The sequence below is a fragment of the Vibrio sp. THAF64 genome (assembly GCF_009363455.1).
Classification (GTDB): Bacteria; Pseudomonadota; Gammaproteobacteria; order Enterobacterales; family Vibrionaceae; genus Vibrio; species Vibrio coralliilyticus.
In genome coordinates this window covers 2,645,889-2,661,640 of the sequence record NZ_CP045355.1, presented here as the reverse complement: position 1 = coordinate 2,661,640, position 15,752 = coordinate 2,645,889, and the positions used below count along the sequence as shown (strand labels likewise).

Annotated in this window: 13 protein-coding genes; 8 read left to right on the top strand and 5 right to left on the bottom strand. The window is 44.4% G+C overall.

Annotation, left to right across the window (positions count from 1 at the left end):
• Positions 1-9 precede the first annotated feature (9 nt).
• The 4 genes from FIU99_RS12385 to FIU99_RS12370 all read right to left on the bottom strand — a co-directional run bounded on the left by FIU99_RS12385 (position 10) and on the right by FIU99_RS12370 (position 5,743).
• Complete coding sequence (locus FIU99_RS12385; RefSeq protein WP_006957393.1) at positions 10-1,500, bottom strand: winged helix-turn-helix domain-containing protein; 1,491 nt, start codon at positions 1,498-1,500, stop codon at positions 10-12.
• Between the two features lie 193 nt (positions 1,501-1,693).
• Complete coding sequence (locus FIU99_RS12380) at positions 1,694-2,293, bottom strand: outer membrane protein (protein WP_006957394.1); 600 nt, start codon at positions 2,291-2,293, stop codon at positions 1,694-1,696.
• 307 nt (positions 2,294-2,600) lie between these two features.
• Positions 2,601-3,041: a DUF411 domain-containing protein gene (locus tag FIU99_RS12375; protein ID WP_006957395.1), complete on the bottom strand. Its 441-nt coding sequence runs from the start codon at positions 3,039-3,041 to the stop codon at positions 2,601-2,603.
• An 8-nt stretch (positions 3,042-3,049) separates the two neighbouring features.
• Positions 3,050-5,743: a heavy metal translocating P-type ATPase gene (locus FIU99_RS12370; RefSeq protein ID WP_006957396.1), complete on the bottom strand. Its 2,694-nt coding sequence runs from the start codon at positions 5,741-5,743 to the stop codon at positions 3,050-3,052.
• A gap of 478 nt (positions 5,744-6,221) precedes the next feature.
• Here FIU99_RS12370 and FIU99_RS12365 point away from each other — a divergent pair, with 478 nt between their 5' ends.
• The 5 genes from FIU99_RS12365 to FIU99_RS12345 all read left to right on the top strand — a co-directional run bounded on the left by FIU99_RS12365 (position 6,222) and on the right by FIU99_RS12345 (position 12,114).
• Positions 6,222-7,358, top strand: a complete 1,137-nt coding sequence (locus tag FIU99_RS12365; protein WP_006957397.1) for a porin — start codon at positions 6,222-6,224, stop codon at positions 7,356-7,358.
• A 72-nt stretch (positions 7,359-7,430) separates the two neighbouring features.
• Positions 7,431-8,087, top strand: a complete 657-nt coding sequence (locus tag FIU99_RS12360) for a DUF2057 domain-containing protein (protein WP_006957398.1) — start codon at positions 7,431-7,433, stop codon at positions 8,085-8,087.
• Positions 8,088-8,206: 119 nt separating this feature from the next.
• Entirely contained in the window at positions 8,207-9,634 is a 1,428-nt protein-coding gene (gene gltX / locus FIU99_RS12355; RefSeq protein WP_006957399.1) for a glutamate--tRNA ligase, read from the top strand.
• Between the two features lie 318 nt (positions 9,635-9,952).
• A complete protein-coding gene (locus FIU99_RS12350; protein ID WP_006957400.1) occupies positions 9,953-10,918 on the top strand; it encodes an OmpA family protein in 966 nt (321 codons plus the stop codon).
• Between the two features lie 233 nt (positions 10,919-11,151).
• Positions 11,152-12,114, top strand: a complete 963-nt coding sequence (locus tag FIU99_RS12345) for an OmpA family protein (RefSeq protein WP_038510084.1) — start codon at positions 11,152-11,154, stop codon at positions 12,112-12,114.
• A 53-nt stretch (positions 12,115-12,167) separates the two neighbouring features.
• Here FIU99_RS12345 and FIU99_RS12340 read toward each other — a convergent pair whose 3' ends face one another.
• The gene (locus FIU99_RS12340; RefSeq protein WP_006957402.1) at positions 12,168-12,674 is read right to left on the bottom strand and encodes a hypothetical protein; all 507 of its coding nucleotides are present in this window, start codon (positions 12,672-12,674) and stop codon (positions 12,168-12,170) included.
• 215 nt (positions 12,675-12,889) lie between these two features.
• Here FIU99_RS12340 and FIU99_RS12335 point away from each other — a divergent pair, with 215 nt between their 5' ends.
• The 3 genes from FIU99_RS12335 to FIU99_RS12325 all read left to right on the top strand — a co-directional run bounded on the left by FIU99_RS12335 (position 12,890) and on the right by FIU99_RS12325 (position 15,678).
• On the top strand, positions 12,890-13,279 hold the full coding sequence (locus FIU99_RS12335) for a glycine zipper family protein (protein WP_006957403.1): 390 nt from the start codon (positions 12,890-12,892) through the stop codon (positions 13,277-13,279).
• Positions 13,280-13,387: 108 nt separating this feature from the next.
• Positions 13,388-15,043, top strand: a complete 1,656-nt coding sequence (locus FIU99_RS12330) for a phosphoethanolamine transferase (RefSeq protein ID WP_006957404.1) — start codon at positions 13,388-13,390, stop codon at positions 15,041-15,043.
• Between the two features lie 98 nt (positions 15,044-15,141).
• Complete coding sequence (locus FIU99_RS12325) at positions 15,142-15,678, top strand: GNAT family N-acetyltransferase (protein ID WP_006957405.1); 537 nt, start codon at positions 15,142-15,144, stop codon at positions 15,676-15,678.
• Positions 15,679-15,752 lie beyond the last annotated feature (74 nt).

The following is a 15,752-nucleotide window of genomic DNA, read 5'->3' as shown; positions in this document are numbered from 1 at the left end:
CCTCAATAATTAATCGTAAGGTTGGCAGAATTGCTCAATACCTTGCCATAGAACCGACTGCGGTTCCTGAATGTACTTAACGTCTTTTAGTACCTCACGCCAAAGATCGAGGCATGACTGCTGTCTGTCGGGGCTAGAGTAGTGATCGAGTACCCGCTCAGCCTCAATGGTACTGGTGAGTGCTGAAATAGCTTTGAGATAGTGGGCAACATACATTTGCTTGTTGCCTATTTTTCGGTTGATGTTGGCTTGCAGTAACAAGATCAGCGCATTTTCTGGTATCTCGGTTACATACTCTCTTTGCAACATTCGTAAACTGCGTTCAACTTCACCCGAACGATAAGTAAGGAGTGCCAGCAGCATATGCAGATCTGGTGGAGGCACTGGAGTTTGCTTCCTCACCTTTTTTATCCAACTCTTTAATCCATCGCTAGATTGCTGAGTGAAAAGTAACTCTCGAGTATAAAACAGTACTTCAATCCCAGATAGCTGGCGGGAGAGCAGTTGTTCAAGAGTCAGCTCTGATAAAGGTACAATTTGGCTAGACAACTTCGAAGATAACGGCTTTATCGGCTGTGGGAGCTTGAAGTACTCACTTAAATCCACATTAAGCTGGTTAATCGTCGCAGCTAAGTAGGGAGGCTGAAGATGATATATTTTGCGCCAAGCGACTCGGCCAGAAGCAGAGTGGTGAAGAAGGCTCTCCAAGTTCAACACTCCGTTTGTATCTTCCCACAGATTAAAGCTCAGAGTGTAATCTGAGTCATAAAAGGCTTCTGAGCCGGGGAAGTTTTCATGTTCGCTTAGGCTTTGTAGGTAGTAGGTTGGCGAACTCATATTTGATAGATGGATATACGGAGAACAGCTTTGTGAGTGCAGGATCAGTGCTTTTAATTTGAGTACGGTTTGGTTCAAGCTCTGTTCTTCATGGTTGATACTATCGAGAAGCAGCCTAACCTGAGGGATATGCAGAGTATTCCTTTTTTTATCTTCTTCAAAATGAGACCAAGTGTGGATCGCGAACACTACAGCGATCGCACTCAAAATCAAATTTAAACTCCAGGAAAAATAGCGCAGCGCTGTTTGCTTTTTTTCAACTTTCTTGTTAACTGCTTGCGGAGCTTTGTTTGAGTCTGATGTTTTTGCTACAAGCTGAACACCGCTTTCTGGAATGTAATAGCCCCGTTTTGGGTAAGTGATGATGATCTTCGATGGATCGGCTTCTTCAGAGTGTTCACGGAAGAGGTTCCGCAATAGGCTAATTCTGTTGGTGACCACATTTTTGGAGATGTACTGACTTTCCCAGACCGACTCTATAAATTCTTCAATTGACGTTGGGTTCCCAACGTTTGTGAGTAAAATTTCCAGTAACGCCAAGTTTCTTGGTTCAAGAGATATTTCTCCTTGTTTGGAATGGAGAGTTTTATCCATTGGATTATAGGTAAGATCTGCAATAGCAATATTGCATTGTTCTGATTTAGCTTTTTCAAGTAGATTCATGCAGTGCTATCGAAGTACGTCGTGATTGAACAGAGGACGCGAATTCTACCGCAATATCAATGTTGCTTATAAGTCCTGAATGTGACATTAGATGTCTTAAAAATGAGAACTTGAACCGAGATTGTTTAATTTTAAATGATAGAGATGGGAAATTCAGGTGTGGAGAGTCCAACCACACCTGATGGACGTTAGCTTAGAAAGAGTAGCTAGCGTTTAGGTAGCCAGTGTTTGAAGCATCCACACTCAGCTTAATTACACCAACCTCGTGATCGTTTCCGAAGAAACGGCTGTGTCGGTAGCCGAGTTCCATACTAAAGTTATCCGTAAAGTTGTAACCCATACCTAAGTTTACGCCAGCTGCTAAACCCGTGTTGGTACTGTCTTTTGAAAGACCAAACTCAGAGACTTCATAGGTACTGTTATAAATACCTAGGTTACCACCAGCTAGAAGGTAGAACTTGTCTGTTAGGTTGTGAAGATAATCAGCACCTGCACCAAACTCATGAGTGGTAATACTAGACTTAGCATAGGTATAGCCAAAGATGTTTTGGTACTCGATGGTAGATTCTGCACCAGCTTGAAGGTATCCATAAGCACGGATGTTATCGCTAAAATAATGGCCAGCTTTAAGGCTTAAAAAACCCGTATCGTCATTGATAACATCTGAGTTGGCATCTTGGCCAGACGTGGTGTAAGAGCCAGCGCCTAGTTCAACTGCAATGTAGTTTTCATTAGCAAGTGAAGGCATTGAAACCAGTGCAGCTGTTGCCGCTAAAAGTAGAGTTTTTTTCATAGTATTACGCTCAAATAATTGGTTGTATTTAGTTGTGATTGCCTGGACTGATTTGATGAGAAACAGTGGTTGCCATCAATTAGCAGCAATATTAGAAATGCGTCACGTATGCTCGCTTTTTCGCCGGAGGGAAGTTAACTGAGGATGTTGAAAGAGGCGAAAAATAAATTTACAAATAGTTGAATAGAATTACATTTTTCATCTAACTAATTGCTAATGCTGGTTTTTTTTTGGCCTGTGTAAAGTAGAAACGCCTGACAAAGTCAGGCGTTTAAAAATATAAAAGCATCAACAGAAATGGTTATTACTAATTTCCAGGGTAAGAGCGGTATTCAAATACCTGACCTTGTTCGTTAAACGCATAAACAGAATAGGCGTCTTTTTCATTACCATATTCCATACCAGGCGAACCCATCGGCATGCCAGGAACGGCTAAACCTTTAGCATTTTTAGGTGGGTTCTCTAAAAAAGCTTTAATGTCCTGTGCCGGAACGTGCCCCTCAAATACAAAACCGTTAATTTCAGCTGTATGGCAAGAGGCCAATTGTGGCTTTATCCCCAGCTTTTGTTTGATTGGGTTCATATCATCGTGCAATTTTTCTTCAACCGTGAATCCGGCTTCCTGCATGTGTTTGGTCCATTCTGTGCAGCATCCACAATATGGTGACTTGTGGTTGAGCACGTCTGCCGCCAGTACGTGACCGGACAGTAAAAGAAGGGACGCAAAGGAAATAACTTGAGTTTTCATACACACCTCTATGAACGAATCGAAGATTTAAAGAGTCTTAATCGGTTGGCATTGCTCACGACTGTGATTGATGAGAGCGCCATTGCTGCACCAGCGACTACTGGACTGAGCAAAAATCCGAATGCTGGATACAGTACGCCAGCTGCGACCGGAATACCTAAAGAGTTATAAATGAACGCACCGAATAAATTCTGCTTCATGTTTTTAATCGTTGCTTTGGAAAGTTCGATGGCTTTAACAACGGCCAGCGGTGATGAGTTAAGCAAGGTCATTTGTGCACTTTCGATTGCGACGTCGCTACCGCTACCCATTGCGATACCGATGTCTGCGAGCGCGAGAGCCGGTGCATCGTTGACACCATCACCAATCATAGCAACTCGCTTTCCACTTGCCTGAATTTGAGCCACATGACCTGCTTTTTCATCAGGCAGTACTTGAGATATCACCTGTTCGATACCCAGTTGTTGGGCTATCGCTTTAGCCACATGCTGGTTGTCACCGGTTAACATGACAGGAGTAATTTGCATTGCGAACAGGGCATCCACAGCTTGTTTCGCGTCTTGTTTAATTGGGTCGGCAATGGCGATTAAACCTGATACCTGATTTTGCTGAACGACGATCACTGGAGTCCAGGCATTGTCTGCACAGCGCTGCAGTTCTTGTTCAATTCCTTCAAGCTTGAGTTCTTGTTTCTGAGCATAAGGCAAAGAAACCACCGCAATACTTTCATTTTCTAATACGCCAGTCACTCCCATGCCGCGCATGTTATTGAAATCGCGAACTTCACCCAAACTTAGCTGATGCTCTTGAGCGTGTTTTACGATGGCTTTTGCTAGTGGATGCTCTGAATATTGCTCTAAGCTAGCCGCTGCGGTTAGCAGTTGTTTATCGTCCTGATTAAGAGCAAAGATATGCTGAACGTCAGGTTTTCCCTGAGTTAATGTACCTGTCTTATCAAATACAACCGTATCGATATTGCTTGCAGATTGAAGCACATCCGCATCTTTGATTAAGATCCCCATTTCAGCGGCTTTACCAATACCAACAGTCACCGACAGCGGGGTCGCTAAGCCTAGCGCACAAGGACAAGCAATGATCAGTACGGTGGTGGTAACGACCAACATGTAGCTCGCTTTCGGGTCAGGGCCAACCATAAACCACACTAGGGCAGAGAACAGAGCAATTGCGACAACGACAGGGACAAAGATAGCCGAAATTTGATCTGCCAGTTTGGCGATGGCTGGTTTGCTGCTTTGCGCTTCCCGTACCATGGTAATAATGCGCGACAGCATGGTATTGCTACCGACTCCCGTTGCTTCAATGACTAAGCTGCCATCCTGATTTAACGTGCCTGCAGAAATCGTATCGCCAGATTGTTTGTAGACGGGGACAGGTTCGCCAGTAAGCATAGACTCATCGAGGTAAGACTCACCTGAAACGACGTGCCCGTCGATAGGAGCTTTTTCACCGGGTTTGATTCGCAGTTGCATGCCTTCTGTTATCTGGTCAATTGCAATCACTTGGTCGCCAGATTGGGTAATCAACACAGCTTCATTGGGCTGAAGGTTGATCAAAGCCTGCAAAGAACGAGTGGTTTTGGCCTTCGCTTTTGCCTCAATGTAGTGGCCTAAAGAAATCAGACCGACAATCATCGCGCTGGCTTCAAAGTAAACATGACGTGATGCTGGTGGAAACCAATCTGGGAAAGCCACTACTAACATTGAGAACAGCCAAGCGGCCCCCGTACCCAACGCAACGAGGGTATCCATGGTTGCACGCTTGTGAGTAAGAGCTTGCCAAGCGTTGGAGAAGAAGCTTTTTCCCGCGGTAGCAAGAAGCCAGAAGCAAATAATCCCAACGACGCCCCAAATTAACTGATCCTGACTGGTACGGATCATCATATTGCCACCCAACACACCCCAAAGCATGAGTGGTACGCCGATCACAATACCAGCCCACGCACTTTTCTTATGATGAGCTTGCACGGCCATTTGTTGGGCCTGCTGCTTCTCTTGTTGTGTTGCTGGATCGTCAACAATTTCAGCCTGATAGCCAGCTTCTTCTACTGCATTGGCTATAGTGTTTATGGTTTTGTTGTCTTTAGAGGTACTGAAAACTAAGGCACTTTGCTCCGCAAGGTTAACCTGAGCTTTGTCTACGCCTTCTACCTGAGTCAGTGCTCGCTCTACAGACGCCACACAACTGGCGCATGTCATTCCTGATATCAAAAAATGAAGGGTTTCTTTGTTATTGGAAGAGTGAAGGTGCGAGCTTGGCTGAGTGGCTTGTGGTTGAGTCTCCGGCTCTTCTATTTCTGATTCAGACTCGCTGGCCTGGTAGCCGAGAGAGGCGACAAGATCTTTCACTTGTTGCTGTGTTAGTAACGTCGAAAGAGAAAGCGTGGTTTTCGATACATCAAATTGTCCAATATCGTCACTTTCTTCTAAAGCAGACTCAAGCTTGGCCACACATTTACCGCAGCTTAGTCCTGATAGGTGGAACTGATACTGATGACCTGCCTTATACCCCAGAGATTGAATTGATTGTTCTAAATCTACAAAGGGGCTGTCGCTATCCAGAGTGATATGTTGTGGCGTTAAATCATGGATGTTAACCCGATGCTGAGAGGTAAGTTCTCGCTCAACTTTCCGAGCGCAACCCATACAGCTTAAACCTGATAGTGGAATATCGAACTGACGCATAACATAACCCTCAACGATGAACTGTTGCTGAGAATAAACCTTACCTCAAGGGGAAGGTCAAGCACTGTCAATGAACAAATACCAAAACGTCAAAACCCCCGATAGAACAGTGTTTTCTTTGTCTTATCTTGCGAGACATTTCAAATTTTTTATAGGGAATATATCAATTGAGGTAAATCACTCAAAATTGGGCGTGATCCGATAGGCAAATATAGTGAGGGCAAGGTTGTTAAAAAGATTAATAGTTCAGTTTTGACGTTTTTATTTCTTTGCCTTTGATTTCAATATTCTGATTTTAATAGATTTATTGTTTTTTTCTTTTTTAGACTTTGACGCTAATCAGATATTGTTCCTCGCAATTTTTTGGCAAAAAAAAAGTTTGCCAACATATCCCTGTCCATAAATAGTTCCCTTCAAAACATGAACTTAAAAGTGCCTGAGGGGAACGACGAAAAACATAATGACTAGGGGTTAATGTATGTCTAACTATAAAAAGACACTTGTTGGTGCGGCAGTTTCCAGTGCGATTCTGGCATTTTCAGGTGCAGCAGTAGCGGATACAAATTTAGAAGCAAAGTATGAACAAGGCATTTACGGTTTGATTGCGATGCAGGTGGCCAACCGCGACTACGACAACTCACCAGCAAATGATGGTGTTCAGTTCAACAACGAATCCCGTTTAGGTTGGCGTGGTACTGCCAAGTTTGACAGCTTAGAAGATTGGACCTTTTTGTGGCAAATCGAGTCGGGTTACGTCGATGAGTCTTTTGCTGGCGAAGATGGGGGCAATGGCTACCTCGGTCGACGTGATACTTTTGTCGGTTTTGAACATGACTCTATCGGTCAGATTAGGCTGGGCCGTGTATTAACTCCTATGTATGAATTGATTGACTGGCCTGCGACTAACCCTGGAATGGGTAACGTCTGGGACTGGGGCGGAAACATTGGTGGTAACAACTTTAACGATCGCCAGTCTGACACCATTCGTTGGGATACCAAGGAGCTGTGGAGTGGCTTCACCATGGATATCGCCGTAGGTGCTGGTGCAGACCGTGCTGGATCCACAACGAGTACTGAAGCTGGGAGCAACTATTGGCATGGTATGGCCGCACACCAGAAATTTGATGGTGACTGGGGTTGGGTTCAGTTAGATCTCGCTTATGAAATGAACTACGACACCATGCAAGGTGACAATGAGAAGTACTGGGACAACCAAACCTACCTAATGGGCGCTCAAGGTGGTTTCAACAATGGCATTGGTTATTTCGCTTACTACCGTATTGCTGAAGCGCAAGATACGTTGGGCAGTGACGAGACTGAAAACTCTTACTCTGTTGGATTGACTTACAACTTTGGTGAAGGTGATAAGTGGCAAGCTAAGATTGCTCGAGCGGAAAACCTTGGCCTAGAAGTCGATGGTCAAGACATTGAGGGGACGAAAGATAACGTAACCTCTATGCAACTAATGTATGCGGTTGATACCAATGCGGTGGTTTACGCGCGTTACGCTATCAATGATCTTGAAAACACGGGTAAAACAGGGGAAGGCTACCAAGGTCGCTGGAAATCAGACAGCTTTGATGAAGCGTCTGTCGGTATTGAATACTGGTTCTAAATTAGCTTCATTTTATGATAAGGCGGCGATATGCCGCCTTTCGCGGTTTTAAAAATTTAGTGTGAGAAAAGTATGAAAAATTGGTTACCTGCAATCTTACTGGGTGCTGTCGCTTTGCCTGTCAGCGCAAATGAACTCAAGATTATTGATGAGATTGAACCGTTAGCACTTAATGGCAAAGAAATGTCAGCGAGCGATTTCCAAAGTCGACAAGTTATCAATCTCAAAGAGGGCGAGAATCAGTTGCTGTTTGGGTTAGACCAGATTGTGGTTGAAGACGGCCGAAGAAATAAGCTGGTATTTCCTTCTGTTGTGATGCGCTTTGAATCTTCTCAAGAACCACTCACTTTAAGCTACCCGGTATTTCGTCAAATAGATCAGGCGAAGAAGTTCCGCCAAACTTTGGATTTCTCATTGGTTGATAAAAATGGTAGCCCTGTTGATTACCAAGTGGATTTGATTCAGGTGAAAGGTTTCTCTTCGTTCAAAAACTATGAAGCTGCGATAGAAGAATACAATCAAACTGGCGCTATAGCATCGCTCTCGTCTCAAGCTCATGGTAGCGATAATCACACTACGCAAGCGGTCGCTGCGTCTACCATCGACTCAGCCTCGACTTCAGAGGTAAAAACGACGGCGAGTGCAGATTTACAAAGCGAGTTTCTTAAGATGACACCGCAACAGCGCCAAGAGTTTATCTCGTGGGCAGTAAAACACCTCAATGAATGATGAATTCTGCGCAAGACGGATTGTAGATTTGTACATCAGTGCTAAAATACGCGCAATTTTGGCACCATTCATGGCCTCTATTGAATGGTGCAGTCATTTAGACAATCAAGGTATTTTACATGACGGTTAAAACTCGTTTTGCTCCTAGCCCAACAGGCTACCTTCACGTTGGTGGTGCACGTACTGCACTTTACTCTTGGCTTTTTGCTAAAAACCAAGGCGGTGAATTCGTTCTACGTATCGAAGATACGGATTTAGAGCGTAACTCTCAGGAAGCAGTTGATGCAATTCTTGAAGGGATGCAGTGGATGGGTCTTGAGTGGAATGAAGGGCCTTATTTCCAGTCAAAGCGTTTTGACCGTTACAACGAAATGGTTGATAAGCTACTAGCAGAAGACAAAGCCTACAAATGTTACGCGTCTAAAGAGCTGCTAGACGAAATCCGTGCCGAGCAAGAAGCAGCAAAAGAGATGCCTCGTTACGATGCGAACCACCCGAAAATTGTTGCTGCAAATGCAGAAGCGAAAGAAGGTGATGCGTTTGTTATCCGTTTCCGTAACCCGAAAGAAGGCAGCGTAGTCTTTGAAGACCAAATCCGTGGCCGTATTGAGATCGCTAACGAACAGCTAGATGATCTAATCATCCGCCGTACTGATGGCGCTCCAACTTACAACTTCGTTGTTGTTGTAGATGATTGGGATATGGGTATCACTCACGTTGTTCGCGGTGAAGACCACATCAACAATACGCCTCGTCAAATCAACATTTACGAAGCGCTAGGTGCACCCGTACCAACATTTGCTCACTGTGCAATGATCTTAGGTGATGACGGCGCGAAACTGTCTAAGCGTCACGGTGCTGTATCTGTGATGCAATACCGCGATGAAGGTTATCTTCCAAATGCTCTAAACAACTACCTAGTGCGCCTTGGCTGGTCTCACGGTGATCAAGAAATCTTCTCTCAAGAAGAGATGATCAACCTATTCTCTCTAGATGCCATTTCGAAGTCAGCGTCAGCGTTTAACACTGAAAAGCTACTTTGGTTGAATAACCACTACATCAAAACTTCGGCTCCTGAGTACGTGGCTGAGCACCTACAATGGCACCTAGACAACCAGAATCTAAACATTGAAAACGGCCCTGCAATCACCGAAGTGATCAAGCTTGTGGGCGAGCGTTGTAACACTCTAGTAGAGCTTGCAGAGCAAATCCGCTACTTCTACGAAGATTTCTCTGAGTTTGAAGCTGGCGCCGCTAAGAAGCACCTGCGTGGTGTTGCTAAAGGCCCGCTAGAATTGGCTTTAGCAAAAGTTGAAGCGCTAGAAGAGTGGACAACAGCAAACATCAAAGATGGTGTGATTGCAGCCGTTTGTGAAGAGCTAGAAATCGGCATGGGTAAAATTGGCATGCCACTGCGTGTTGCAGTCACAGGTGGCGGCCAGTCTCCTTCTGTTGATGCTGTCATGGAGCTTGTAGGTAAAGAGCGCGTTATTGCTCGTATCAAGATGGCGATTGCGTTTATTGAAGAGCGTGAAGCTAACGCATAAAAAATCAAATATACAGCATATAAACCGCAGCTTCAGGCTGCGGTTTTTTTGTGTCTCAACTTTAATGAGACAATTTAAACCTTAGATAACACCTTAATCGGCCTGTGATTATGGTTCCAGTTTCTTATTCACAATGCGCCGGGACGACGCAAAGTTATCTAATTAGATGAAATTAAATAAAAACTCACAAAGTTATTTGTTATTTATCTCGTTAAGGTGTAGTGTCCGCACATCTGTACGGTAACTCTCTATGTATTTGTTTTTGTACGGATTGTCTATAGCGTCGCAAATCTAGCGCGTATTAATAAGGTATGAAAAATGAAAAAATTAGCAGCGGTAGTTTCTGGCACACTCCTTCTTGCATCAGCGTCAGCGAATGCGCAGTTTTATCTAGGTGCAAAAGCAGGGGCGAGTTGGGTAGATGATTTATGTACAACGGGCGAGTGTGATGATAACTCTTGGGCACTTGGCTCATTTGTTGGTTACGAATTTAACGATTACCTGGCGCTCGAAGCTGGCCTAGATACGCTAGGTGAAACGACAGGTTCAGGCTATCAAGATGCGGGTTTAGTCTCGTATTCATTGGCGCCACGTTTTAGTTTGCCTCTGACTGAAAATATTGATGCATTTGCCAAAGCTGGTGGTGCTTACGTTGAGTATGGAAACAAGAGTGACAGCTCTTTTGTTGGTGGCGTTGGTTTGAGCTACACCGTGTTGCCAAACATTGATATTCAAGTTGAGTACCAACGTCTGACGGACATCGATATTGATACGCATGGTATTTCTGGTAACGCCGTTACTCTGGGCTTTACAACTAAGTTCGGCGGAAGTGATGAGCAAGCTGAAGCACCGGCACAAGAAGAAATGCTGGTAGAGGAAACTGTCGAAGAGACGGTTGTTGTTAAGCCAGTATTCCAAACGTTTGAGTCAGAAGTGGTTTACTCAGTGAGCTTCAAATTTGATAGTGCGGAGCTAACACCTGAAAGTGAAATGGCTCTTAAAGAAGTGGCTTCTTTCATGGGTGAATACCCACAGGCAACGGTTGACGTTGTTGGTTACACAGATACCAGCGGTCCGGCAGTATACAACCAGAAGTTATCTGAGCAGCGCGCTCAGTCAGTAGCCGATGTGATTGCAGAATACGGTGTGAACCAATCACGTATTCATGTTGAAGGCGCAGGCGAGAGTAATCCAATCGCGACCAACGAAACACGTGACGGACGCATTGAGAACCGCCGTGCAGAAGTTACCGTGAATGAGTTTGAATATGAAGTTCAGCCATAGTTTGGACTGAATCAATCATTCTTGAACCAAAGCCCTGTTTTGACAGGGCTTTGTCATATTTATGAGAAAGTTACTTGCTAGTATGCAAAAGGTGAAATTAATCCATAAACCGATTTGTACATTCTATGGGTCAGGGTGTACTGTTAATGTGGCCATACTGTAACTAGATGATTGTTATCGTGTTGGTTGTCAGTTATAACGCGCGTGCGTTGTCGGTATATAAGGAAAAAACAATGAAAAAATTAGCAGCGGTAATTTCCACCACACTTCTTCTTGCTTCCACATCTGCAAATGCTCAGTTTTATCTTGGTGCTAAAGCGGGTGCATCTTGGCTCAATGATTCATGCTCGACTGGCCCTTGTGATGATAACTCCTGGGCGCTAGGTTCATTTGCAGGTTACGAGTTCAATGACATGATTAGTCTTGAGCTGGGCCTTGATACACTGGGGGAAACCACTGGTTATGGTTACACAGATGCAGGTTTGAGTTCTTACTCTCTTGCACCGCGATTCACCATGCCGCTTTCACAAAAGTTTGATGCGTTTGCTAAAGTTGGTGGTGCCTATGTGGAATACGGAAACAAAGATGATAGCTCTCTTCTTGGTGCTTTAGGTGTCACCTATGCCTTTATGCCTACCATCGATTTCCAACTTGAGTATCAGCGTTTAACTGACATCAACATTGATACACATCGCTTTAAAGGCAACGCTTTAACACTAGGTTTTATTGCTAAGTTTGGTGGCAGTGATGAGCCTGCGGCACAACCTGTACAAGAAGAGTTAATGGTTGAGGAAGTAGTTGAAGAAGAAGTGGTTGTTGAACCTATCGTGAAAACGTTTGAGACCAAAGTTGTTGACTCTAGCAGCTTCGCTTTAAATAGCGCAGAGTTGAAACCAGAAAGCAAAGCGATGCTAGCTGAGTTGGTCGCGTTTATGACGGAATTCCCGCAATCTACGGTTGAAGTTGTTGGTTACACTGACTCTAGTGGTGCTGCGTCATACAACCAGAAACTGTCCGAGCGACGTGCTCAATCAGTGGCTGATGCGCTAGAAGAGCAGGGAATTGATGCTTCTCGAATCAGTGCTCGTGGTGAAGGGGAAAATAACCCAATCGCTTCTAATGAAACACAGCAAGGGCGTGAACAGAATCGTCGTGTAGAAATCATGGTGCCAGCGTTTGAGTATCAAGCTCAATAACTAATTGATGTTCTTATTAATGACAACGCCTCGAATGAAAATTCGGGGTGTTTTTATTTGAGGTCAATACTGTTTAGTCTTCCCATGAATTCGAGAATTTCTAGGTTGTCTTTATTGGCTTCCAGTAACGCTTTCTTAGTTTTGGTGTATGCAGCCAATCTACCGTGCTTTTTGATTGAACATACGACGCTTTGATAGATTAGCTTGCCGCTTTTGTCGTAAGTTCGCCAAGCAGCAATATAGCATTCATCTTTCGCGTCAGGATTGGTTTTGGTTGGGCGTGGTTTAAAGATGATCTTAGGTTCTACAGAGTGAGGCAAACGGGTCATTAAGTAAGGGTCTTTGAGCAACTTACGCCAAAATTTCCCCCACATTTCACTTCCAAGCTCGTTACGAAGTTTAATTGCCTTCTGCAGCCCTTTCTTCTCACCGATACGAACATAACCCACAGAACGGTGCAGCACCGTGTCATCAGGTGTATGGATGTGGATTTTAAAAGCGGTTTTGGCTTTAGATATAAAGCGATGACCAGTGTTGGTGGTCAAGTTACTTTTCTTCATTAAATTCTTATGAATAATTTTATTAATAACTATTTTAGTTGAATGTCAGCAATTGTTGAAGCCCCGATTTTTCTCTCACGAACTAGCTCGAGTAGTCCCTTCTCGTTTCATTGATATGCGCATGACATAGGCTGACATTCCATTACTCAAGTACGACAGAATTCGATAATAAAACACTGTACATTTGATCTCAGATTTATGAGGGAGTATTTGAAATGTTGAGAACATTTTCTGTGATAGCGCTGTCTGCCGGCTTGACAGCATGTGCTTACAACCAAAAACCCGTAGTGGATATGGCTGGTGTCGATCAGCAGCAATACGATGCCGATTTTACGTATTGCCAAGGGTACGCTGAGCAAGTCGACAAAGGAGAAGCGGCGAAAACCGAAGCAACAAACGGTGCAGTATCAGGCGCTGTCATTGGAGCCGTGGCTGGCGTTATTCAGGATGGTGTCGGAGGCGCGGTTGTTGGTGCTGCGGCTGGTGGCGCTGTCGGCGCGAGTGCTGGGGCTTTGGGTGGCGCTAATGACTCGACGAAAACTCAGTCTTTGGTCTTACGTAAGTGCTTAGCCAACAAAGGTTATACCGTGTATGACCTTGAGTGATTGCTTTTAAAGGCATCACAAGAGTATGACGCTAAGCAATGCAAGTTCTGTGCGAGTAGCGCAGCGACGCGTTGCTCCCTGTCCGGTTAACACAAATGATGTAATGCTATGAACGGATTGAATACTGATAGGTCGAAAGGCATCAGCTATGCCATTTTTACCGCCTTACTTGCACTGTACTTTACCGTTGTCGTTAATTTACCGTTTTACAAAGAGTTGCACACGATATACAGCCACTCAGATACTGTAAATATTGGCTTCTTGCTGTCTATTCCTCTGTTTCTGTGGGCATCTCTGAACTTTCTGTTTAGTCTTTTTAGTTGGCCGTATCTGACTAAGCCTTTCTTCATTGTACTGCTGATTTGCTCAAGTATTGTCAGCTATGCCGGATACAATTATGGGGTGTTATTCGACCTGTCGATGATGGCTAACCTGTTTGAGACCAATCAAAGTGAAGCACTTTCTTATATCAGCGTTTACTCTGTTGGGTGGGTCGCTGTGATGGGCGGGCTTCCAGCACTGGCCGTCGCTAAAATTAGATTTAAATCGCCTCACCCATTGGGTTTGATCCAAAGCAAGTTGCTTTCGATGGTGATCTCTATTGTTGTGGTGACGGGTGTTGTTGGGTTGTACTATCAGAATTATGTTTCCGTTGGTCGCAATCATCATACGTTGAATCGAGTGTTGATTCCGACCGAGTTTTTTTCCAGCCTCTCTCGTTATATTAAAAGGCATTACTTTGTCGTTCCAGTGAAATACCACCAGTTGGGGTTGGACGCACAACAATCTGCCGAGGCTTTAGAAGCTGCCAAGTCTAAACCAACGTTAGTGGTATTTATGGTCGGTGAAACAGCGCGAGCACAAAACTACCAATTGAACGGCTATAACCGGGAAACCAATCCTTACACTCGGGATATGGGCGTGATTTCGTTCCAAGATGTGAGTTCATGTGGCACCGCGACTGCAGTATCGGTCCCCTGTATGTTTTCTAATATGGATCGATATCACTTTGATCGCCAACTCGCTGATAATCAAGATAACGTCTTAGACATTCTAAAGCGGGCGGGAGTCGATGTGCTTTGGCGTGATAATGATGGTGGTGATAAGCAGGTAGCCAAAAATGTTGCTAAGGAAGAGATAGCGCATGCACCGACCGATCCGCAATGCAATGGAACTACGTGCTATGACATGGCGTTGCTTGAGAATTTTGAACAACATGTCGATTCCCTTAAAGGTAACCGAATGATGGTGATGCATTTGATTGGCAGTCATGGCCCGACTTACTTTCAACGTTATCCGAAAGACAGAGCAATGTATTTTCCTGATTGTGAACGCTCCGACATCGAAAACTGCACACCAGAGCAAATCATCAACTCCTACGACAACAGCATCCTTTATACCGATTACGTCGTGAGTCAGACGATAGGCAAACTGGAAGCACTGCAGGAACAATTCAACACGGCGCTCATCTATGTTTCCGACCACGGAGAGTCGCTGGGTGAAGAAGGCATCTACTTACATGGCTTACCTTATAGCCTTGCCCCAAACTTTCAAAAACGAGTGCCTTTCTTGTTGTGGATGTCGCCAGGTTTCAAGCAAGTGAAACACATTAATACGCGTTGCCTTCAGCAAGAGGCTCAACAAACGGGTATCTACTCTCACGACAATGTCTTTCATTCGCTGCTTGGGATGATGGACGTAGCGACACAAGAGTATCAGAGCAAACTTGATATTTTCAGTGCGTGTCGGGTTGAGAATAATTAATCCCACGCGGGAAAAAAGTTCGTGAGTAATTCTTGACCTGTCTAAAGCTTCACACTTTATGATGCGTTCATCTTGAAAGAGAAGAAGGAAAAAGATCTATGCATTATTCGTTGTATCACCCGAGTCAGGCTGAAGAGATCAAGCAACTATTTTTAAACACTTTCAGCGATTCGGAGGGGGAAAGTGAGGGGCTGCTTGTATCGAATCTAGCGTTTGACTTGATGAAAAATACCGAAGCCTCCAAGGTTGAGGTCTATGTCGCTACAGAAGAAAGCCGCATTGTTGGGTGTATCTTGCTGTCAACAATGAACTTTGACTCTAAGGCGAGTGCGTATTTATTGTCTCCGGTCGCTATTGCTACCCAGTATCAGGGCAAGGGCATTGGTCAGGCATTAATAGGTTACGCCTTGAAAGAGCTTAAAGAGAAAGGCGTCGAATTGGTAATGACTTATGGTGATCCAAACTTTTATTCTAAAGTGGGCTTTCAACAGGTGGAGACATCCATCATTGCATCGCCGTACCCATTTACTCAACCGCAAGGCTGGCTTGCAAATTCACTCAATGGTAATGCTTTTGACACTGTTTTAGGTAAGCCTGTTTGTGTCGAAGTGTTCAATCATCCCGATCTTTGGTAGTTGAGATTCATCAGACGCTGAGTGTTGGAAGCGCTTTTATTAAGGCTTTACGTTCTCACCTATTTTATTGTGTA